Source organism: Pseudomonadota bacterium (assembly GCA_016711215.1).
In the GTDB taxonomy this organism is placed as follows: Bacteria; Myxococcota_A; Polyangia.
This window is the reverse complement of record JADJTL010000006.1, coordinates 33,839-53,429: the sequence shown is the minus strand read 5'-3', so window position 1 is coordinate 53,429 and position 19,591 is coordinate 33,839. Positions and strand designations below refer to the sequence as shown.

At 70.9% G+C, this 19,591-nt stretch carries 20 protein-coding genes; 9 read left to right on the top strand and 11 right to left on the bottom strand.

Features of this window, described 5'->3' with window-relative positions:
- Positions 1-25: 25 nt before the first annotated feature.
- Together IPL40_14560 and IPL40_14555 are read right to left on the bottom strand one after the other, a co-directional pair.
- Entirely contained in the window at positions 26-601 is a 576-nt protein-coding gene (locus tag IPL40_14560) for an isochorismatase family protein (GenBank protein ID MBK8482363.1), read from the bottom strand.
- A 14-nt stretch (positions 602-615) separates the two neighbouring features.
- On the bottom strand, positions 616-1,770 hold the full coding sequence (locus IPL40_14555; GenBank protein MBK8482362.1) for a response regulator: 1,155 nt from the start codon (positions 1,768-1,770) through the stop codon (positions 616-618).
- A 305-nt stretch (positions 1,771-2,075) separates the two neighbouring features.
- Between IPL40_14555 and IPL40_14550 the strand changes: the two genes are divergently transcribed.
- Together IPL40_14550 and IPL40_14545 are read left to right on the top strand one after the other, a co-directional pair.
- The gene (locus IPL40_14550) at positions 2,076-3,224 is read left to right on the top strand and encodes a glycosyltransferase family 4 protein (protein ID MBK8482361.1); all 1,149 of its coding nucleotides are present in this window, start codon (positions 2,076-2,078) and stop codon (positions 3,222-3,224) included.
- A complete protein-coding gene (locus IPL40_14545) occupies positions 3,221-3,940 on the top strand; it encodes a methyltransferase domain-containing protein (GenBank protein ID MBK8482360.1) in 720 nt (239 codons plus the stop codon). Before IPL40_14550 ends, IPL40_14545 begins: the two co-directional genes overlap by 4 nt.
- Before the next feature lie 86 nt (positions 3,941-4,026).
- On the opposite strand, the gene IPL40_14540 is transcribed toward IPL40_14545, so the two are convergent.
- On the bottom strand, positions 4,027-4,488 hold the full coding sequence (locus IPL40_14540) for a YaiI/YqxD family protein (protein MBK8482359.1): 462 nt from the start codon (positions 4,486-4,488) through the stop codon (positions 4,027-4,029).
- 267 nt (positions 4,489-4,755) lie between these two features.
- On the opposite strand from IPL40_14540, the gene IPL40_14535 reads away from it, so the two are divergent.
- On the top strand, positions 4,756-6,012 hold the full coding sequence (locus IPL40_14535) for a serine hydroxymethyltransferase (protein MBK8482358.1): 1,257 nt from the start codon (positions 4,756-4,758) through the stop codon (positions 6,010-6,012).
- 31 nt (positions 6,013-6,043) lie between these two features.
- On the opposite strand, the gene IPL40_14530 is transcribed toward IPL40_14535, so the two are convergent.
- Positions 6,044-6,685, bottom strand: a complete 642-nt coding sequence (locus IPL40_14530; protein MBK8482357.1) for a hypothetical protein — start codon at positions 6,683-6,685, stop codon at positions 6,044-6,046.
- A 176-nt stretch (positions 6,686-6,861) separates the two neighbouring features.
- Between IPL40_14530 and IPL40_14525 the strand changes: the two genes are divergently transcribed.
- A complete protein-coding gene (locus IPL40_14525; GenBank protein ID MBK8482356.1) occupies positions 6,862-8,880 on the top strand; it encodes a BamA/TamA family outer membrane protein in 2,019 nt (672 codons plus the stop codon).
- A gap of 15 nt (positions 8,881-8,895) precedes the next feature.
- On the opposite strand, the gene IPL40_14520 is transcribed toward IPL40_14525, so the two are convergent.
- The 3 genes from IPL40_14520 to IPL40_14510 all read right to left on the bottom strand — a co-directional run bounded on the left by IPL40_14520 (position 8,896) and on the right by IPL40_14510 (position 12,305).
- Complete coding sequence (locus IPL40_14520) at positions 8,896-9,549, bottom strand: PH domain-containing protein (GenBank protein MBK8482355.1); 654 nt, start codon at positions 9,547-9,549, stop codon at positions 8,896-8,898.
- A 51-nt stretch (positions 9,550-9,600) separates the two neighbouring features.
- The gene (locus tag IPL40_14515) at positions 9,601-10,518 is read right to left on the bottom strand and encodes a GGDEF domain-containing protein (protein MBK8482354.1); all 918 of its coding nucleotides are present in this window, start codon (positions 10,516-10,518) and stop codon (positions 9,601-9,603) included.
- Between the two features lie 89 nt (positions 10,519-10,607).
- Entirely contained in the window at positions 10,608-12,305 is a 1,698-nt protein-coding gene (locus IPL40_14510) for a hypothetical protein (protein ID MBK8482353.1), read from the bottom strand.
- Between the two features lie 189 nt (positions 12,306-12,494).
- Between IPL40_14510 and IPL40_14505 the strand changes: the two genes are divergently transcribed.
- The gene (locus tag IPL40_14505) at positions 12,495-13,085 is read left to right on the top strand and encodes a hypothetical protein (GenBank protein ID MBK8482352.1); all 591 of its coding nucleotides are present in this window, start codon (positions 12,495-12,497) and stop codon (positions 13,083-13,085) included.
- A 46-nt stretch (positions 13,086-13,131) separates the two neighbouring features.
- On the opposite strand, the gene IPL40_14500 is transcribed toward IPL40_14505, so the two are convergent.
- From IPL40_14500 to IPL40_14485, 4 genes are all read right to left on the bottom strand, one after another.
- Positions 13,132-13,692 carry a hypothetical protein gene (locus IPL40_14500; GenBank protein MBK8482351.1) on the bottom strand — a complete coding sequence of 187 codons (561 nt, stop codon included), beginning with the start codon at positions 13,690-13,692 and terminating at the stop codon, positions 13,132-13,134.
- Entirely contained in the window at positions 13,689-14,336 is a 648-nt protein-coding gene (locus IPL40_14495) for a DNA-3-methyladenine glycosylase I (GenBank protein ID MBK8482350.1), read from the bottom strand. The genes IPL40_14500 and IPL40_14495 overlap by 4 nt, the downstream gene beginning before the upstream one ends.
- A gap of 66 nt (positions 14,337-14,402) precedes the next feature.
- Positions 14,403-15,050: a hypothetical protein gene (locus tag IPL40_14490; GenBank protein MBK8482349.1), complete on the bottom strand. Its 648-nt coding sequence runs from the start codon at positions 15,048-15,050 to the stop codon at positions 14,403-14,405.
- 87 nt (positions 15,051-15,137) lie between these two features.
- Positions 15,138-15,506, bottom strand: a complete 369-nt coding sequence (locus IPL40_14485) for a hypothetical protein (protein ID MBK8482348.1) — start codon at positions 15,504-15,506, stop codon at positions 15,138-15,140.
- Positions 15,507-15,581: 75 nt separating this feature from the next.
- Here IPL40_14485 and IPL40_14480 point away from each other — a divergent pair, with 75 nt between their 5' ends.
- From IPL40_14480 to IPL40_14465, 4 genes are all read left to right on the top strand, one after another.
- Positions 15,582-15,992, top strand: coding sequence for an Rrf2 family transcriptional regulator (locus IPL40_14480; GenBank protein MBK8482347.1), 411 nt, complete (start codon positions 15,582-15,584; stop codon positions 15,990-15,992).
- A gap of 119 nt (positions 15,993-16,111) precedes the next feature.
- Positions 16,112-16,882: a phosphoadenylyl-sulfate reductase gene (locus tag IPL40_14475; protein MBK8482346.1), complete on the top strand. Its 771-nt coding sequence runs from the start codon at positions 16,112-16,114 to the stop codon at positions 16,880-16,882.
- A 9-nt stretch (positions 16,883-16,891) separates the two neighbouring features.
- Positions 16,892-17,773: a sulfate adenylyltransferase subunit 2 gene (locus IPL40_14470; protein MBK8482345.1), complete on the top strand. Its 882-nt coding sequence runs from the start codon at positions 16,892-16,894 to the stop codon at positions 17,771-17,773.
- Positions 17,773-19,590 carry a 50S ribosome-binding GTPase gene (locus IPL40_14465; GenBank protein ID MBK8482344.1) on the top strand — a complete coding sequence of 606 codons (1,818 nt, stop codon included), beginning with the start codon at positions 17,773-17,775 and terminating at the stop codon, positions 19,588-19,590. Before IPL40_14470 ends, IPL40_14465 begins: the two co-directional genes overlap by 1 nt.
- Position 19,591: the final 1 nt, after the last annotated feature.

Sequence of the window (19,591 nt, the reverse complement as noted above, 5' to 3'; positions counted from 1 at the left end):
GCGGGCGCGCGCCGAACCTCGGGCGCTACTTGACGACGCGCGAGAGCTGCGAGAACTCCTCCGTACCCGCCCGCTTGAGGAGGTCGAAGACAGCAGCCTCCGTGCTCGTCACCAGCGCGCCCGCCTCCTCGATCAGCCGCAGTCCCGTCTCCCAGTTGGCCATCGTGCGCGCGATCACCGCGTCGCGGGGCACGTGCACGACCTGACCCGAGGCGACCATCGCTCGCGCGGTCTGGTAGATCGAGACGTGCGCCTCCATCCCGATCACGATCCACTGGTTACGCCCCGTCGCCGTGATCCACTGACCGAAGGCGGGCACCGCGCCGCAGGAGAAGGTCAGCTTGTCGAAGAGCAGGACACGCTCGCGGGGCAGCCGCAGCACGGACTCGGCGACGACCGGGAGCGTGCGCCCAAGGCCCTTGGGGAACTGCTCGCTGACGACCGCAGGCATGCCCAGGACTCGGGCGGCCTCGATCCAATTGAGCCAGTTGCGCAGCGTGCCCTTGAGGACCTTCTCCGGCATCGACTCGGCCAGCTTCTGCTGAATGTCGACGACGCAGAGCCCGCAGGCGTGCGGAATGAGCTCAAGTGCTCCGGACATGCCGCAGCCGTCCGCTACTTCGCGCGCTGCGCGAGCACACGATCGAGCTGCTCGCGGATGATCGTCTCCGCCAGTTCCGGCACGATTTCCCAGGCGACGCGCTCGATGACCTCGCGACTGAGCTTGACGATGGCGGCATAGGCCGCGGGATCGAGATCCTGCCCGCCACCGGCGGTGGCGCCGGGCGCGGGTGCCGCGGCCACTCCGGGCAGCGCCGCACCGCGCGGCAAGGGCATCCCCGGCGGCGGGGTGGGCAGCCCCTCGCCCCAACCGGCCAGGGTCCGCGTCGGACGCGGCGGAGCTGCAGCGTCGCCCCCGCCGAGCTCGCGTGCAACGTTTCGTCCCAGCTCGGTCGTCAACGCAACGTCGAAGGACGGCAAGGGCTCCGCCAGCACGGGAGGCGGCAGCTCGGCCTCGATCGTAATTTCCAGCGCGGTTGGCTCGCTCGATAGGCCGGCAGCCGCCGCCAGCGGCGGCATGGGACGTGGGCGCGGCGCGGCCGGGACGGCGACGGGCGGTCGTGACGGCGCGGCTGCAGCCGCCGGCTGGCGCGGCAGGGCAACGGGCGGCCGCGGGACGGCAATGGGCGGCCGCGGGGCGGGAACCGCGGGGGGCGGCACGGCGCCAGCTCCGGTGCCAGGCGCCGTCGAAACAGCCCCCAGCGGGCGGGCCCCAGCCGCGGCGCGGGCGGCGGGCGGCGCACGGTGAACGCCGGCAGCCGCAGCACCGGCACCAGCGGGTGCCCGTGTCGCCGCGCTCAGCGGTTCGCCGAGGGGCTCGACCGGCCCCGGCATCGAGACCGCATCCGAGCCCTCCATCAAGCTCCAGAGCTTCTCGATCAGCGCCTGCGTCTCGAAGGGCTTGACGAGCTCGCCATCGGCTCCACTGCGCATCGCACGCGCCGAATCGAGCGGCACCGCGCTGCCATGCAGCAGCACCACGGGAATCGCTCCATCCTCCGCCTTGATCGCCGCCGCGAGGTCGTAACCGTTCTTGCCCTGAAGCGAGAGGTCCGCGATCACGAGGTCGGGTCGGCGCGAGCGCGCGCTCGCGAGCGCGTCGTCGACCGTCGCCGTGACGCTCAACGTGACGTCCTCGCCCGCGAGCGTCATCGCGACCACCTTCTGCATCGTAACGCTGTCTTCGGCGAGAAGGATATGCTTCGCCATCGGGGTCTCCGCGGGTCGTCGGGGCCAGGCCAGGCTAAGTCTGAGTTAGCCTCTGTGGGTAGCACGCAGCGGCGCTGACCGTCAATAAAAACGCTGGAAAATCACAGCAAAGGGCCGAGAAGCGCGCGTGACTTGGGCCCGCGCCGAGGGGCCGGCGACCGCCCGCCTGGGACCCGCGAGGGGGGGCGGCGCGGCAGGCGCCGGAGCGGCCACGCCACCTGCCGCGCTGGCGCCGAGGAAGTCAGCGACGCAGGCGCGCCCGCGGCTGCGTCCCACCCGGATAACGTGCTAGCGTGCCCGCGCCGATGCCTCCCAAGCCCCCCTCCCAAGCGCTCGACCCGACGGTGCTGATGGTTTCCAAGCCCGTCGGACCGCCGTGGACCGACAGCAGCAAGAATCTCGTCCGCGACCTGGCCCAGGCGGGACGAGCGCTGCGCTACCGGGTCTTGACGCCGCGCGGCTTCGCGCTGGAGGGGGCGCGCGTGGTCAGCGAGCCGATTTACCGCGACATCGGCAGCTACACCCCGCCACTGCTCCAGAACCTCAGTGCGCTGCGGCGCCTGCTGCGGCGCGACGACAGCGCGCTCGCGCACTTCTTCTTCGCCCCGAACCCAAGGAGCGCCGCGGCCGCACGACTTGGCTTGCGGCTGCACCACCGTCGCACCGTGCAGACCATTTGCTCGGTGCCGCGCAGCTTTGATCGCCTCGACAAGGTGCTCTTCGGCGAGCGCATCATCGCGCTTTCCCAGCATACGCGCCGGCGCCTGCTCGCGGGTGGCATCGCCCCCGAGCGCGTCACGCACATCCCACCGGCCATCGTCGTGCCCGCGACTCCGACGGCCGCAGAGCGCGCGGCGGCGCGCCGATCCCACGGCCTGCTCCCCGACGACTTCGTCGTCATCTACCCGGGCGACTACCAATTCAGTCAGGCCGCCAAGGTCGTCGCGGAGGCGGTCTCGCGCCTGCCCGGCGCTCAGGTTCGCTTCGTCTTCGCCTGCCGCATCAAGCAGGCGGCGTCACGCCTGGTCGAGCGCGAGATCGATGCCGACCTGCGCCGTGCAGGCGTGCGCGCCCGCGTCTCCCTGCTCAATGAGGTGCCGCGGATGCTCGAGCTGCTGGCGGCGAGCGACGTCTGCGTGCTCCCGGCGGAATCGCTCTACGCGAAGATGGACCTGCCCCTCGTGCTGCTCGAAGCGATGGCGCTCGAGCTGCCGATCGTCGTCGCGGCGGGCGGTCCGCTCGAGGAGCTCGGCTGCGGGCGCGAGGTCGGTGCGGTCATCCCGCCCAACGACGCCGCGGCGCTCGCCGGCGCGCTGGCCGCCCTGCACACCGACCACGCTCGCCGCCGCCAGGTCGGGACAACCGCCCGCGCGGTGGTCGAGGAACACTTCAGCATCGGCGCCGTGTCGCGCCAACACGAACAACTCTACCGCGAGCTACTGGCCACCCCATGAGCCGTTCACGCCACTACTACGACGCCTTCAGCGCGACCTACGAGGCGCAGCGCCACCGCGGCTACCATCGCCTGATCGACGACCTCGAGACGGACCTCGCCCTGAGCTACTGCCGCGGCGGGCGGGTCCTCGAGGCCGGCTGCGGCACGGGCCTGATCCTGCAGCGGCTCGCCCCCGCCGCGCGCCAGGCCATCGGCATCGACCTCTCGACGGGGATGCTAGCCGGGGCGCGCAGCCGGGCCCTCTCCGTCCTTCAGGGTTCCGTCGACGCGCTGCCCTTCCCAGCGGCCCACTTCGACGCCGTGGTCTCCTTCAAGGTGCTGGCCCACGTGCCGACGATCGAGCGCACGCTGGCGGAGCTTGCCCGCGTGACGCGCCCCGGCGGCCATCTCGTGCTCGAGTTCTACAACCGTTTCAGCCTGCGGCATCTGGTCAAACGGCTGAAGTTCCCGACTCGGATCGGGATCGCTGAGCGCTTCACCGACGCCGACGTCTTCACCCGCTACGACACCCTGGGCGACGTGCGGCGTTACCTGCCGCCCACGCTCGAGCTGCTGCGCGTGCGCGGCGTACGCGTGCTCACGCCCGCTGCCCAGCTCCACGACCTCCCGGGGCTGCGCGCGGTCTTCGGCTGGGCCGAGCGACGCGCCGCCGACCACCGGCTGTTGCGCCACCTCGGCGGCTTCCTGATCGTCGTGCTGCGGCGCCGCGACTGAGCAGGCCGCCGCCCCCTCGGGTCGCAGCGCCGCAGCGATCGCCATCCGCGCAATGGGCCAGCCGGCGCAGCGCGAGCGCGACTGCGCTATTCCTGCGGGCAGCCGCGCCGAATCGCGCCCGCGATCTGATCGAGGCTCGAGAGGAAGCGCGAGCGGTCCTTCTTCTCCATCGGTGCCGGCCCGCCGGTGCGGATCCCCATCTCTCGCAGCTGCTGTGCGAGCTCGCGTGATGCCAGTGCGTCGCCGATACCGTTCTCCGTGAACTCGCGACCCGTGACCCCCAGGACGCGCGCGCCCTGCGGCAGGCAGCGGGCGGCCAGCGGGATGTCGGCCGTCACCACGACGTCTCCGGCCCCGGCCTGCGCCGCGATCCAATCGTCCGCCTCGTCCAGGCCACTGCCGACGCGCACCGTCTGCACCGCGGGCGAAAAGGGCACGTTCACGTGATGGTTCGCCACGACCTTCACGGCAAAGCCGTAGCGCTTCGCCACGCGGTAGGTCTCATCCTTGACCGGACAACCGTCCGCATCGATGAACATCGTCAACATCCGCAGCTCACCTCCTCCGGACTCCCACCCCCGCGGCCACGCCAGAGGCGACGGCGGCACAACCACCCCGCACCCGCGGACCCCGCGGCGCCGGCGCATAGCGCCGCAACGTCCCCACCGGCAGCCCCGATCACCAGCCGATCACCAGCCGATCACCGCTGCTCGCCCGCCGTGCCGCCGGACCCGCAGCGCGGCACCGCTTGTCGCGACCGCCCCACGGTGGCAGAGTGCCGGCGTTTCGTCACCTCCAGCCAGGGGAAGAGCAGCATGCGTGAGCCGTCGTTGCAACAGACCGACCCGGAGCTGGCGCGCCTGCTGGCCGCCGAGGAAGCGCGCCAGGCAGAGAAGATCAGGCTGATCGCCTCCGAGAACTACGCCTCGCGCGCGGTGCTCGAGGCGAGCGGCAGCGTCCTCGCCAACAAGTACTCCGAGGGTTATCCCGGGCGGCGCTACTACGAAGGCCAGCAGCAGATCGACGCCATCGAGCAGCTTGCCATCGACCGGGCGCAAGCGCTCTTCGGCGCCGAGGCGGTCAATGTCCAGCCCTACTCGGGCACGCCGGCCAATCTCGCGGTCTACCTGGCCTTCTGCAAGCCAGGCGACACCGTGCTCGGGATGGGGCTGCCGCACGGCGGTCACCTCACCCATGGCTGGAGCGTCAGCATCACCGGGCGCTACTTCAACGCGATTCACTACGGCGTCCGCCGCGAGGACGGTCGCGTCGATCTCGACCAGGTGCGCGAGCTCGCGCGCCAACACCGGCCGCGGCTGCTCTGGGCGGGCTTCAGCAGCTACTCGCGCGTCCTCGACTGGGCCGCCTTCGCCGCGATCGCCCAGGAAGTCGACGCCATCTTCGTGGCCGACATGGCGCACGTCTCGGGGCTCGTGGCCGGTGGCGCCTACCCGAGCCCGGTGCCCCACGCCGACGTCGTGACGACGACCACGCACAAGACGCTGCGCGGCCCGCGCGGTGGAATGATTCTCTGCCGGGCGGCTCACCGCAAGGTGATCAACGCCGCCGTGTTCCCCGGGGTCCAGGGGGGCCCCCACAACCAGACGACTGGCGCGCTCGCCGTCGCGCTGAAGGAGGCGGCGGGCCCCGCCTTTCGCGCCTACGCCGAGCAAACCGTGGCGAATGCCCGCGCGCTGGCCGAGGCGCTGCTGGCCAAGGGCTACAGCGTCATCTCCGGCGGCACCGACAACCATCTGTTGGTGGTCGACGTGACGCACAATCGGCCGCTCTCGGGCAAGGGCGCCGCGCGCGCGCTCGACGCCGCGGGCATCGTCTGCAGCGCCAACACGATCCCCTTCGATCCACGCAAGCCCTTCGACCCGAGCGGAATTCGCCTCGGCACACCCGCCGTGGCGAGCCGCGGCATGCGCGAGCCTGAGATGCGTCAGATCGCCGACTGGATCGACCGCGTCCTGAACGATCCAGCGGACGAGGGGCTGCAGCATGGCGTGGCGGCCGAGGTCGCGGCGCTTTGTGCCAAGTTCCCGGCACCCGGCCTTTCGGCGGGATGAGCCGCGGACGCCCTCAGGGACATGGACGCCCTCAGGGAGCGGCCGGCGGCGACTTAGCATCGCCTGCGGGTGCCGAGTCGATCCGCACGAAGCGTTCGACGCCGAAGGCCTCGCTCACCAGACCGTAGGTCGCGACGAAGCGCGCCTTGATCCCGACCACGAGCGCGCCCGGCACGCGCGCGCCCGTCGCGGTCTCGGAAAGGCCGCGCTCACGCTCGACGGCATCGCTCAGCCGCGGCGCGCTGGCTGCGCTCAGAGGTTCAACGCTGGCCTCGATCCCGCTGGGATCCGCGCGCAGCGACGCTCGGTCGGCATCGCGCGCCAGCAAGGCCCGCACGTCGTCGGGCGTCAAAGGCGGCGGCAGCGCCAGCAAGGCGCTGCGCAGCCCGGCCAGCTCCCGCGCGAAGGCCTGCTGGCGGTCCGCGACGCGATAGCGACAGTAGCCGTAGTAGGCGGCCCCGAGGGCGCCGGCGACCAGCAGCACCCAGAGCACCGGGCCCACGAGCGACGGGCGGCGCATCAGCGCGCGCTTTCGCGTGCCCACGCGCGCCAGCGGCCGCCGCTCCTCGACGGGCGGGGAGATGCCCGCCGCCGGCGGCAAGTCGACCTCGACCTGACCGTCGAAATCGCCGAAGGCCGTACGCGCCCCGCCGCCATCATGTCGTCGACCCATGGGCGCAGGGTAACGACGGCCTCGCTGGCTGGCAAGAATCTGAGGATAGATCTGAGGATAGATCCGCGGGTAAGGCAGTAGCGCGGGCCTCGTCCCGCGAGCGCCGCGAGCGCCACGTGGCGTCGGCGTCCGCAGTAGATCGGCCGTGCGCCTGCGCACCAGGCTACAATCCGCCAATGCGCTTTTCGCTCGCCGCGCTGCTGCTGCTCTGCTTTGCAGCACCGGCTGACGCCGCGGCACCTCCCTATGAAGACGCGCTCGTCGCCCGAGCCCTGCGCCGAACGGGCCTGACGCCCGATCCCGCTCCGGCGGGCAAGCGGATCGGCCGGGTCGTGCTGCTGCGCTACGGCATCGTCGACCACGACGATCCCTGGCCCCGCTGGCTCAACCTCGTGCATGTCACCACGCGCGAGCGCGTGATCCGGCAGGAGCTGCTGCTGCACGCCGGGGAGCGCTATGACGCCGCGCTCGTCGCCGAGAGCGAGCGCAACCTGCGCGCCCTGCCGATCCTCGCCGTGGCCCGTCTCGTCCCTTGCCAGGGCGCCCAGGCGCGAGCCGTCGACCTGCTCGTCGTCGTCAAGGATCTCTGGAGCCTGCGGCTGAACATGGTCTTTGGCCAGACTGGATCGTTGCTCAGCACGCTCGACTTCATGCCGACCGAGGAGAACCTCCTCGGTCGCTACAAGCGGCTCAGCCTCCACGTCACGCTCTCCCAGCTCGAGCTCGCGCTGCCGCTGCCCTTTCCCCTCGTGCTCTTCAGCACTGGCCGCGTCCTACGCGATCGATTAGTGCTCGGCGAAGCGTACTTCGATCGGCGCCTGCTCGGATCACGCTTGCGCTTGCTGCAGCAGGTCGACTTGCGCATCGAAGGCCGCGTGCCCTGTGGCGGCAGCGTCGGCCAGGATCCCGCTGCGGACCCTCGGCTGTGGTGCCCCAGCCGCGCGACGGGCACGCTCTCCGGCGTGCTCGTGCGCCTAAGGCTCGACCAGCCGCTCTACTCGCTGGCGGCGCCCTGGGGCTTTCACGTCGACGCCTGGGTCGACGATCAAACGGTGCGCGCCTACCGCCAGCACGGGCCGACGGTCGATGCGCGACTGCCGCCCGGTGAACGACCGGGTCTCTCACTCGAAACGGTATCCTGGTCCGGGCACCCGGACGGGAGGCGTCGCAATGTCCCCTACGTCTACGAGCAGCGGCGGCTGGTCGCCTCGACCGGCGTGGTGCGCTCGTTCGGAAGGGGGCTGCGCCAAGACCTGGGCTGGGGGCTGCTGGCCTATCGCCTGGCCTACAGCCCCCCGGACGGCTTCCCCTTCGACGAGCGGACGCGCCGCTGGTTCGGCGCGGCGACGCTCCCGCGCAGCGAGTCGGCGGCCGCGTTCTACCTGCGTTACGGCACGCGGCCGACGCGCTTCGTGCGCCAGCGCAACGTGCGCGGCTTCGCCCTGACGGAGGACTTCGCGCTCGGTCCGGCCCTCGGCCTCGAGCTGCGGGCGGCGCAGAACCTCGTCGACGCGGCCCAAGCCTTTGGCGAGGGATTCGCCGACCTGCGCTGGCGCTGGCAGCTCAGCGATCAGCTGCTGACGCTGACGCTTGGCGCGACGGCGCGGCTGCAAGGGGCGCTCGCGCCGGCGGACGACGCCGCTGGCGACGCGCCCCTGCCCGCCACGTCGCCGCGCGCTGCCTGGGTCAATCAGCGTATGGAGGCGGGCGTCCACCACGTCGCAGGGCGCTGGGGCTGGGGTCGCCTCCACAGCTACGCCTCGTTGGTGCTGCGCCGCGACGACCTCGACCGCGGCGTCTCGCGCCTGGGCGGCGCCGGTGACAGCGTGCGTGCGCCCGACGGCAACCCGCCCGGCAGCGACCACGCGACGCTGCGCGGCTACCCGAGCTCGGCCTATGCGGGGCGCAACCTGCTGCGCCTCCACTCCGAATACCGCACCCTCCCCGCGGCGCTGTGGACAGTGCACCTTGGCGGCGTGCTCTTCTACGATGGTGGGTCGGCCTGGGGCAGCCCCAGTCCCGGTCGCCTGGCACCTGCCTTCCGCTGGCACCATAGCGCCGGGATCGGTCTGCGCGCGGTGCTGCCGCAGTTTGACCGCGACACCCTGCGCATCGACCTCGGCCTGCCGCTCGAGCGCGATGCGCCCGGCTCGGCCGAGACCTGGCTCAGCTTCTCCTACGGGCAGGCGTTCTAGGCCCGCGCCTCAGCGTCAGGCCGCGGGGAGCTCACGCTGACAGAAGCGACAGATCGTCGCCTGGGTCTTGATCGCCTCGGCGCAGAAGGGGCAGCTGCGGGTGTCCGCGCCCAGCGCGTCCTCCGCCGGCACGGCCGCGCGTGCGAAGTGCTGCGCCTGGAGGGCCGCGCCGCGCTCTTGCTGCAGATCCTGGGCTTGGGTGATCGCGTCCTTCAGGCGTCGCGGCGCCGCGACCCGCGCGTAGGTCGTAGCGCCCATCTCCGCCGCGGTTTGGATCTGCACGTCGCCGTAGCCGAGCAGGCGACCGAGCAACCCCTGCTGCAGAGAGACATTGTTGACCTTCGAGAGCGGGCTCTCCATCGCCGTCAGCGAGATCACACCCTCCTCATCGATCACGCGGCGGTCGGTCACGACCCAGATATCGTAGCGGCGGGCCAGCAGTCGCCAGCCGAGCCAGAGCGCGGGCACGACGAGCAGCAGGGCGCTCCAGGGTCCGATCACCAGCGCGCTGCCCTCGGCTTCCCCCGCTCCGAGCCGCGCCTCACCCCAGCAGATCAGCACGACGAGCGCCGCAACACCGACCAGCGCCAGGACCGGCCGCACGAGCTCGATCCAATGCTTACGGGTGACCAGCAGCACCTGCTCGTTTTCGCGCAGCGTCGTTCGCATTGGCCATCACTCGCACAGTCGACTCGGCGCGCACTCGGCTCGGCGCGCACGCTATTCAAAGAGGCAGACGCGGTCGCGTCCGGTGTCCTTGGCCTGATAGAGCGCCTGATCGGCCGCCCGTAGCAGGGCTTGGGCCTCGGCGATCCGCGTATCGGGCGCGCCTGCCACGCCCGCGCTGAAGCTGACCCGCAGCTCGGGCAGGTCTGGAACCGGCTGGAGCTCCCGGTACTGGCGCTGCAAGCGCGTGGCGACCTGCATCCCGCCCTCTGCCCCGATGCCGCGGCAAACGAGCACGAACTCCTCGCCGCCGTAGCGCGCGCCAAAATCGCCGCTGCGAATGCTCCCGCGCAAGAAATCACCGAAGTGACGTAGCACGGCGTCTCCGACCAGGTGGCCGTGCGTGTCGTTGACGAGCTTGAAGTGGTCGAGGTCGAACATCACCACCGCCAGCGAGGCACCGTGGCGCTGGACGAACTGGAACTCCGTCTGAAGCTGGGTCAGGAGGTGGCGCCGATTGAAGAGCCCCGTCAGCGCATCGCGCAGCGCCGCGTCGTACATCTGCTGCTGAAACGCTTCCTCGAGCCGATCGGCATAGGAGAAGCGCAGAATCGCGCGCGTGCCGATGTAGATCTTATCGCCGTCATGGAGCTCGGTCTCCTTGATGCGCTGCCCGTTGACGTAGGTGCCGTTGCGGCTCTCGGCATCGGTGAGGTGCACCGTGCCATCTGCCAGACGCGCGACGCGCAGATGGATGCGCGAGATCCCATCGTCCGGGATGCAGTAGTCGGCCTCGCTGCTGCGACCGATCGACAGCCCGGGCCCGATCGGCACCATTTCGCCCAGACGACCGCCGGCGAGCACGATCAGGCAGGCCTTGTCGCGGGAGGCGGGCGTCAGCGGGAGCGGCTCGGCCGAGATGGCCGTCGTGATGTCCTCCCAGCTCAGGTCGTGGTTGTCGTCGCCAGCCATCGGCGTGATTATCGCTCGGCGATCGCGTTGACGACAAATCCTTCGCAATCTTTGCTCGCCGCGCGGCGCGACCCGGGATCTGCGCCCGCTCAGTTGGGCCGCAGCCGCAGGGTCGAAAACTCCGGCCAGCGCCCATCGTCGCGCCACCCTTCCACCCGGCGACTGACGACGCTCAGCTCACGGGCGACGTAGAGCCCCACCCAGGGCGGGTCATCGGCCAGTAGCTGCAGCAAGCGCACCTGCCATGCGCTGCGGTCACTCTGCGGGGGCGCGGTCCTCAGCGCGTCCAGCAGGGCATCCGCGGCGGCATTCTCGTAATGCACGAAATTCAGCGCGCCATCACTCCGCAGATACATCGAAAGCTCGTCCCCCTCCGGGACCGTCAGTCCACTCAGCGCCAGGTCGAAGTTACCCCGCTGGAGCTGCACGCGAACGAAGCCGAAGTCCCCCAGCTCGACGCTCACGCCGACGCCAGCCTCACGCAGGCGTCGCGCTATTTGCTCCGCCTCGTGGCGGCCCGGCCCCTCGCGCGCGCAGAGCAAACGCAGCGCCAGGGTGCGCCCGTCGCGCTGCCGCCAACCGCCGCCCTTGCGCTGCCATCCGCTCCAGGTCAGCAGCGCGGCGCCGTCGGCCAGCGGCGCCCCGCCGCCGCCCGCCGCCCAGGCAGGTCGGGCGACGCCGGCAGCACGAGCCGCCCCCCCGACCGCCCCTTGGACCGCACCAAAAGACCCCCAGAGCACGCGACCCAGGGGTTGGACCTCGCCGCCGAGCGTGGCAGCCAGCGCGGCACCATCGGCGAGCCGGGCCAGCCCCTGCCGCACGCGGCGATCGTCCAGCACCCGCCGCCGCAGGTTGAACCACAGCACGCGCAGCTGATGGGGTCGCAGACGGCGTAGACGAAAGCGCCGATCGAAGCGTCGCCCGCTGACCTCGGCCGGGTAGTACCCGGGATGCAGAGCGGCCAAGACATCGATCTCGCCGTTGCGCAGCGCGCCAAGCGCGCGCGCCGGATCCGGCACGGCGCGCAGCTCGATGCGCGCGATCGGCGGAGGCGGGCCCCAGTAGCGGCCGAAGCGCCGCAGCACCAGCAGCTCGGGGGCCGGCGCCGGCGTGAGCAGGTAGGGCCCCGTGCCCGCGATGACCGGCCTCAAAGGCTGAGCGCCCGCCGCGGAGCGCTCGACGGGCCGCCAAGCGCGGACGATCGGCACGGCGGCCAGCGCGAGGGGGAGCTGGTAGTTGAGGCGCCGCAGCTTCAGCTCGACCACGTCCGGCGCCGGGGTCGTTACCTCCGCGATGTCCGCGAGCGCGAGGCGCAAGGCGGGGTTTACCGATCGCGGCCGCAGGACCTCCTCGAGCGCCGCAGCGACGTGCGCGCTGTTGAGGATCGGGCCGTCATGAAAGCGCACGCCTCGACGCAGGCCAAGGCGCAGGCGGCGGCCCTGGTCGGTCCACTCGACCGTCCGCGCCAGGCGCGGGAGGGCGCGACCATCAGCCCCGCGATCGACGAGGGCCTCGACGACGTTGCCGCGCATGATGCGCCACGCCCAGAGGTCGCCGCCGCCTTGCAGCGGATTGAGCTGCGCGGGGAGCTGCGGCAGGCCCAACGCCAGCAACTCCCCACTATCCGGCGCAACGCCTGCCACACTCCGACCGCGCGTCGTCGCGGCGCGCTCCCGCTTTGCAGCGCAGCCCACGGCCAACCCGGCGAACAACCCCGCCGCGGCCAACGCCATGGCCAGACGCGCGCCTGGTGCGGCGAAACGCACCCCGCCAGCCCGTTCCGGCAACTTGCGAGCCACCCTAGCGTATGTTACTCGCAGCTTTACGCTCTCGTCGCAGATCTGCTTACCGTTGAGGTGTTGTCGATGAAGGATCATTTGCGCTGTATCCGCGGACCTACCACGTCATCGGGGGGCACCGCATCTTTGAGCTTGGCGACATCCCCGGCGACGTCGACCACGGCGCGGCAAACCCGCGTGGCCAGCATCGGCTCCGGCGGCGACGCGCTGGGGACCCTCCTCAGCGGTCTGGTGACTACCCTGTTGGTGACGTTGCTGCTGACCGCGTGCACCCCGCGCGCCGAGGAAGGCGCGAGGCTGGGGGCCGAGGCGGTCGAAAGCGCCGAGCTGCCGCGCACGGAGGTGAGGCTGCCGCCCCCCCCGTCGTTTCAGAAGGATCACGCGCCCGCCCGCTACGCCGACGACACCTTGTCGATCGAGGGGCTGCGCGCCGAACTGGCGCGCCACCTCGACCAGACCGTCACCGTGCGCGGCGTCATCACGGAGCTCTATAGCTGCCCGGCATGCCCCAAGGGAACGCGCTGCCGTCCCTGCGACAAACCGTATTTCTGGCTCGCCGACAGCAAGGACAGCCCGCGCGATCGGTCGCTGATGGTGACCGACTACACGGATCAGCCCAAGGCGGCGGGCCGCCGCAACCCGCTCGCGAGCGGCCAGAGCTACCTGATCACCGGCCGTTTCGCCAAGGCGTCCCCGAGCGGCTCGCTCGCCGCCGATGGGCTGTTGATCTACCAGGGCCATCAGCCCCTGCCCGACGGCACGCCCTGAGTCCTCGCGGTCCCGCGCCAGCACCAGCCAGCCAGCCAGCCAGCGCTCAAAGCGCCAGCGCGCGGTACGACTCGAGGCGGTGGAAGTCAGGCTCCGAACCCTCCAGCGGAAAGAGCGCGAGGTGTTGTCGGAGCGGGTGGCCGACGATCGCGTAGGCATTGAAGCGGTGCGGGGCCGGCGGTAGCTCGGCCCAGGGCAGCGCTGCCTCGGCGTACCAGCGATCGCCGTCGATCCAGGCGCGGTGATGCGCCAGAGGCACTTCAGCGTCGACGATGACGCGCACCGAAGCGAGCCGCAGCGCCAGGTAGTGGCCGTGGGGGCCGAGCTCGAGCTCGAGGTACTGCTCCTCGGGGCCGGCAATGAAGAGCTCGAAGACCTCGTGCTCCCAGAGCCGCCAAAGCCGTCCGGCCGGCGCCCGTGGCGCGGGCACTCCCGAGAGCGGCGCGGCCACCCTCAAACAGAGCGCCCCGTCCACGCGGGCCAGGGTGAAGTCGATCGCGACACCGGCCGGCCCCCCGCTCCAAGCACGCTCGACGCGGTGGCTAACCTCGGAGGAGGCGCGAGCCTCGGGCCCTGCTGGCGCCGTCGACCACCTGTGCTCGCTCATGTGGCCTCGCGCGTCCGAAGCGCGGGCAGCGCGGCGCGCGCGTCTGCGGCCGGCGGACGAAAGGCGCAACCGTCGAGATGATCGTTGACCAGCCCCATCGCCTGCATGAAGGCGTAGACCGTCGTCGGACCAACGAAGCGCCAGCCGCGTCGCTTCAGCTCGCGCGCGAGCGCCTTGGACTCCTTCGAGCTGCTGATCGACCGCAGCAGGGGCCAGGTCAGGCGCTCCGGCCGCGCCGCCGGATCCGGCTCGAACGCCCAGATAAACGCCGCGAGCGAGCCGCGCTCATCAACCAGGTCGCAGGCGCGACGGGCATTGTTGATCGTCGCCTCGATCTTGCCGCGATGCCGCACGATCGCCGCATCCTGGAGCAGCGCCTCGACCTCCGTCGGGCCAAAGCGCGCGACGCGCGCGAAGTCGAAGTCGAGGAAGACCCGCCGGAAGGCCTCGCGCTTGCGCAGAATCGTCAGCCAGCTCAGCCCGGCCTGAAAGCCCTCCAGGCAGAGCTTCTCAAAGAGCCGCCGGTCGTCGCTGACGGCGTAGCCCCACTCTTGATCGTGATACGCCTGATAGTCGGCGGCGGAGGCGCACCAGCGGCAGCGCGCCCTCCCGTCGGCCCCGACACTCAGCCCCGCGTCCTCCATTGCGGCCGACTCCGCTTGCACCGCCCTCTCCTCCCCGCCGTCCGAGCTGCGGCGCGGGGGCCGGTCCTAGAAGTTGCAGAGGGCAACCCCACCGTCAGCGCCCGGAAGCCCGACCCGGCAGAGGCAGTTGAGGAGCGGCGCCTCATCGGCGCAGGTCCCCACGGTGGCCTGCGCACAGCCCGTAACCAAGCTGCCGAGGCACATCTCGTTGAGGCAGTCCGTCGACCGGCGGCAGGCACAGCTCTCCTGCCCCGTCGGGCAGACGCAGGTGAAGGTACTCGCCGCGCCCACGGCGGTCCAGCTGCCTCCCTCTTGCACGCAGCTCACCGCGTCGCCGGCCGCACGGCAGGCGGCGAAGCGCGCCAGCACCGCCGGATGACCGCAAGGCACGGAAGCGCCATCAGCCGCACCGGCATCAGGGCGCAGCCCGGCGTCGGCCACGGCCGCGCGCTGGTCGGCGGCCCCATCGCGGCGCGCTGCGGCAGCGCCATCGCGTCGCTCGCCGCCACCGTCGCCGAGCTGCAGCACGCGCAGATCGCGCTGCGCCAGGTCGACCGTTTGATCGCGCACGGATTGATCGCGCACCGAAGCCTCGCGCGCCGCCCCGCCCGCGGAGCTCTGGTCACAGGCCCCAAGGACAGGCAGGACCAGCAGGACAGGCAGGACCAGCAGCACTGAACTGACCACTATTGGACCGACCACTATGTTGCGCATACGCACCCTCCCCGACCCGCCAGCGGGTCTCGCATGGCCGCAAAGGCCCTGCGCCTGAGCGTGGCCCAGCCTATCACGTCACCCCTATCACCTGACCCGAACGGGGAACGACAGCGCCGAGGGGTCGTGGCCGACCGGGCGACAGCGCAGAGCGAAGACCGCGGGGCCGCGCGTCTCGAGCGCGAAGCGAACGATTCCTTCGCTATCGGTCTGCGCCAGTGGCTGCTGAAGCAGCGCGCCGCCGCCATCGCCGCTGATCCGGCAGCTAATCGCCGCCGCCGAAATCGGCAAGCCATCAGCCGTCGTGTAGCGCAGCGCGAAGGCGTAGCTCTGGAAATCGAGCAGGCCGAGCTCGCTGAAGCCGTAGGGTTCCAGCACGGCCCTGGAGCCCCCACAGCCCAACAAATCGACCATCAGCCCAACCATCAGCCCAACCATCAGCGCGCTCACGAGCACCGTACGTCGCCTCCCCGAAGGCCTTGACGGCCCGACCGCAGATAGATCATTGTCTAGCTCGCCCATGGGATTGCCGTGTTTCATCTGACCACCAAAACGCTTTATGGGCTCCCGGCGATCCTGGACCTCGTCCACCAGCAGGGCGGTGGCCTGGTCCAGGCGCGAGCGATCGCGGAGCGCCGAAACGTGCCCCTCAAGTACCTCGAGCAGATCTTCGCCGCGCTGGTCAAGGCCGGCGTCGTACGCTCCGTGCGGGGCCTCGGCGGCGGCTATGAGCTCGCGCGCCCGGCCTCCCAGACGACGGCCTGGGAGGTCATCGCTGCGCTCGAGGGCAGTCGGCGCGAGCTGCCCAAGCTCGCAGGGCGTGGCGTGCTGAGAGACCTCCTTTGGGAAGCCGACCGCCAGCTCGCCCGCGTCTTCAGCATCACGCTCGCCGATCTGGCCGAGCGCGAAGAGGTGGGCGATGGCGCGATGTACCATATTTAGCGCCCTTCACCCTCGAGCGCTCGCGCGAGAGCCAATGCCGCGGCGCGAGCGATAGACCAACGAGCCGCTGGCCCACGCCCCGAATATGGCGCCGGCCGCGGAGTGCGAGAGCAAGGACGATGGAACGTCTCGATCAATACCGCGCCGAGCTCGCGGGCAAGGACGCGGCCGCGACCCTCGCCTGGACCCTGAACACCTTCGGCGTCGATGGCTTCGCGCTGGCCACGAGCTTCGGGCCGGAGGACCAGGTGTTGACGGCGTTGCTGGCGTCGGCGACGCCGCGACCGCGCATCTTCACGCTCGACACCGGGCGCCTCTTCGAAGAGACCTACACGCTGATGCAGCAGACGCTTCGACACTACGCCCTGACGGTCGAGGTCCACGCGCCGGATGCCGGCGAGCTCGCCGCGCTCGTCGGCAAGCACGGCCCCAACCTCTTCTACGAGAGCGTCGAGAAGCGCCGCGCCTGCTGTGAGCTGCGCAAGGTGCGCCCGCTGCGCCGCGCGCTGAAGGGGCTCTCGGCCTGGGTGTGCGGGCTGCGCCGGGACCAGGGCCCGACCCGGGCGGCGACCACGGCGATCAGCTGGGATGCCGAACACGCGCTTTATAAGCTCGCGCCGCTGCACGATTGGAGCACGGCCGAGGTCTGGCGCTACCTCCACGACCAGGGCGTGCCCTTCAACGAGCTGCACGCGCGTGGCTTCATCAGCATCGGCTGCGCGCCCTGTACGCGCGCGGTGGCACCCGGCCAGGAGGAACGCGCTGGCCGTTGGTGGTGGGAGCAGCCGAACCAGCGCGAGTGCGGCCTCCATCGCCCCGGGCGCGACGGCGCCAGCAGGGCCGACGCGCCCAGCGACACGTCACCAACACCGCCGCGCGAACCCACTTGAGGACCTGAGATGGATCAGCTCGACCAACTCGAGGCCAAGAGCCTCTTCATCCTGCGCGAGGCCTACCGCGAGTTCCGCAGCCTCTGCATGCTGTGGTCGATCGGCAAGGACAGCACGGTGCTGCTTTGGCTGGCGCGGCGGGCCTTCTTCGGTCACGTGCCCTTCCCGCTGGTGCACATCGACACCCATTTCAAGATCCCGGAGATGATCACCTACCGCGACCGCCTCGCGCGCGAACTGCGACTCGACATGGTCTACGGCGAAAATGCCGCGGCGCTGGCGCAGCAGGAGACCTTCCCCGACGGCAAGGTCGATCGAATGACCTGCTGCCGTAGCCTCAAGCGCGACGCGCTCAGGCATACGCTCGCCGGCGATTGGCCGCGCTACCGCCTCGACCACGGCAGCGGCGAGTATCGCCTCGATCCGAGCCGCGAGCCCTACACCGGGGTGATCGTCGGTGCCCGCGCCGACGAGGAAGGCAGCCGGTCGAAGGAGCGCTACTTCTCCCCGCGCGATCAGTCCAGCGAGTGGGACGTCGGCGACCAGCCGCCGGAGCTTTGGAATCAGTTCAAGACCGACTTCGCCCCCGGCACCCACGTCCGCGTGCACCCGCTGCTGGACTGGACCGAGCTCAACGTCTGGGAGTACATCGAGCGCGAGGGGATCCCGGTGGTCTCGCTCTACTTCGACCAGGGCGAGGGACGGCGCTACCGCTCGCTCGGCTGCTGGCCCTGCACCCAGCCGGTGGCCTCCGAGGCGCGCAGCGTCGCCGACATCGTCAGCGAGCTGCGCAGCGGCAAGTTCGCCCGCGTCGCCGAGCGCGCCGGCCGGGCGCAGGATCAGGAGGACGGCGGAGGCCTCGAGACCCTGCGCCGCGAGGGCTATATGTGATGGCTAGCGATCTCGACCAGGCGCAGCGCGAGCAAATGAACGTCGTCGTGGTCGGCCACGTCGATCACGGCAAGAGCACAGTAATCGGCCGCCTGCTCGCCGACACGGGGGCCTTGCCCGACGGCAAGCTCGAGCAAATTCAAGCGTTCTGCCGCCGCAACGCGCGACCCTTCGAGTATGCCTTCCTGCTCGACGCCCTGAAGGACGAGCAGGCCCAGGGGATCACGATCGACAGCGCGCGCTGCTTCTTTCGCAGCCGCCAGCGCGACTACATCATCATCGACGCGCCGGGGCACATCGAGTTCCTCAAGAACATGGTCTCGGGTGCAGCGCGTGCCGAGGCCGCGCTGCTGGTGATCGATGCCCACGAGGGCATTCGCGAGAACTCGCGCCGTCACGGCACGATGCTCTCGATGCTCGGCGTGCAACAGGTCGTCGTGCTGGTCAATAAGATGGACCTCGTCGGCTACGATCTCGGGGTCTTCGCGGCGATCGAGCGCGAGTACACGGCCTTCCTCGATCGCGTCGGCCTGCGCCCCGCCGGCTTCGTGCCGATCTGCGCGCGTGACGGCATCAACATCGCGAGCCGTGCGCCGTGGTACGAGGGCCCCACGGTGCTCGAGCAGCTCGATGCCTTTCCCAAGGAGAGCAGCCGCGTCGCCCAGCCCTTCCGCCTGCCGGTGCAGGACATCTACAAGTTCACGGCGGGCGGCGACGATCGCCGCATCGTCGCCGGCACCGTCGAGACCGGATCGATCGCCGTCGACGACGCCGTGGTCTTCTACCCCTCCGGCAAGCGCAGCGCCGTGCGGACGATCGAGGCCTTCAATCGTCCGCCGCAGACGGAGGCCAGCGCCGGAGCGGCGACTGGGATCACGCTGCACGAGGAGCTCTACATCCGTCCGGGCGAGCTGATGTGCCGCGCGGCCGACCCCGCACCGGCCGTCACCACGCGCCTGCGCGTCAGTCTCTTCTGGATGGGCAAGGCGCCGCTGCGTCCGGGGCAGCGCTACAAGCTGAAGCTGGCCACGGCCCGCGTGCCGGTGCAGCTCGCCGAGGTGCGCGGCGTGATGGACGCGGCCGACCTGAGCAGCAGCCAGGGCAAGGTCCAGGTCGAGCGCCACGACGTCGCCGAATGCGTGCTCGAGACGGCCAAGCCCCTGGCCTTCGATCTCGCCAGCGAGATGGCGGCAACGGGGCGCTTCGTCATCGTCGACAACTATGAGATCGCCGGGGGAGGCATCGTGCTGCAGGCGCTCGCCGACGAGCGCGCGCTGCTGGCGGCGCATGTGCGTCAGCGCGAGGCCGGCTGGGAGACGGGGGCGGTCGCCCTCGCTGAACGCGAGGCGCGCAATCGCCACCGCGCCAAGCTGGTCGTCGCCGTCGGCGCCGACGAGGCAGCCCTGCGCGAGTTCGGCCGGGCCCTCGAGCGACGCCTCTTCGACGCCGGCCACGCCGCCTACTACCTCGCCCTATCGAACCTCGCGCGCGGCATCGAGGCGACCGCGACGGCCGACGCGCTGGTCCAGCGCGATGAGCGCGTGCGCCACCTCGGCGAGCTGGCGCGGATCCTGACGGCGAGCGGCCAGCTCGTCATCACCGCGCTGCCCGAGGCCGACCAGACCGACCTCGAGCTGCTACGGGCGCTCAACGCCCCGCAGGAGATCCTGACCGTGCAGCTCGCCGACGAGCGCCGCGCTGCGCTCGGCATCGCCACCGACCTGGTCCTCGATCCGGGGCAGCCGCTGGCCGCGCGGGTACAGAGCGCCTGGTCGCTGCTCGAGGAGCGCCAGATTCTCCCCGACTTTGTGATCTGAC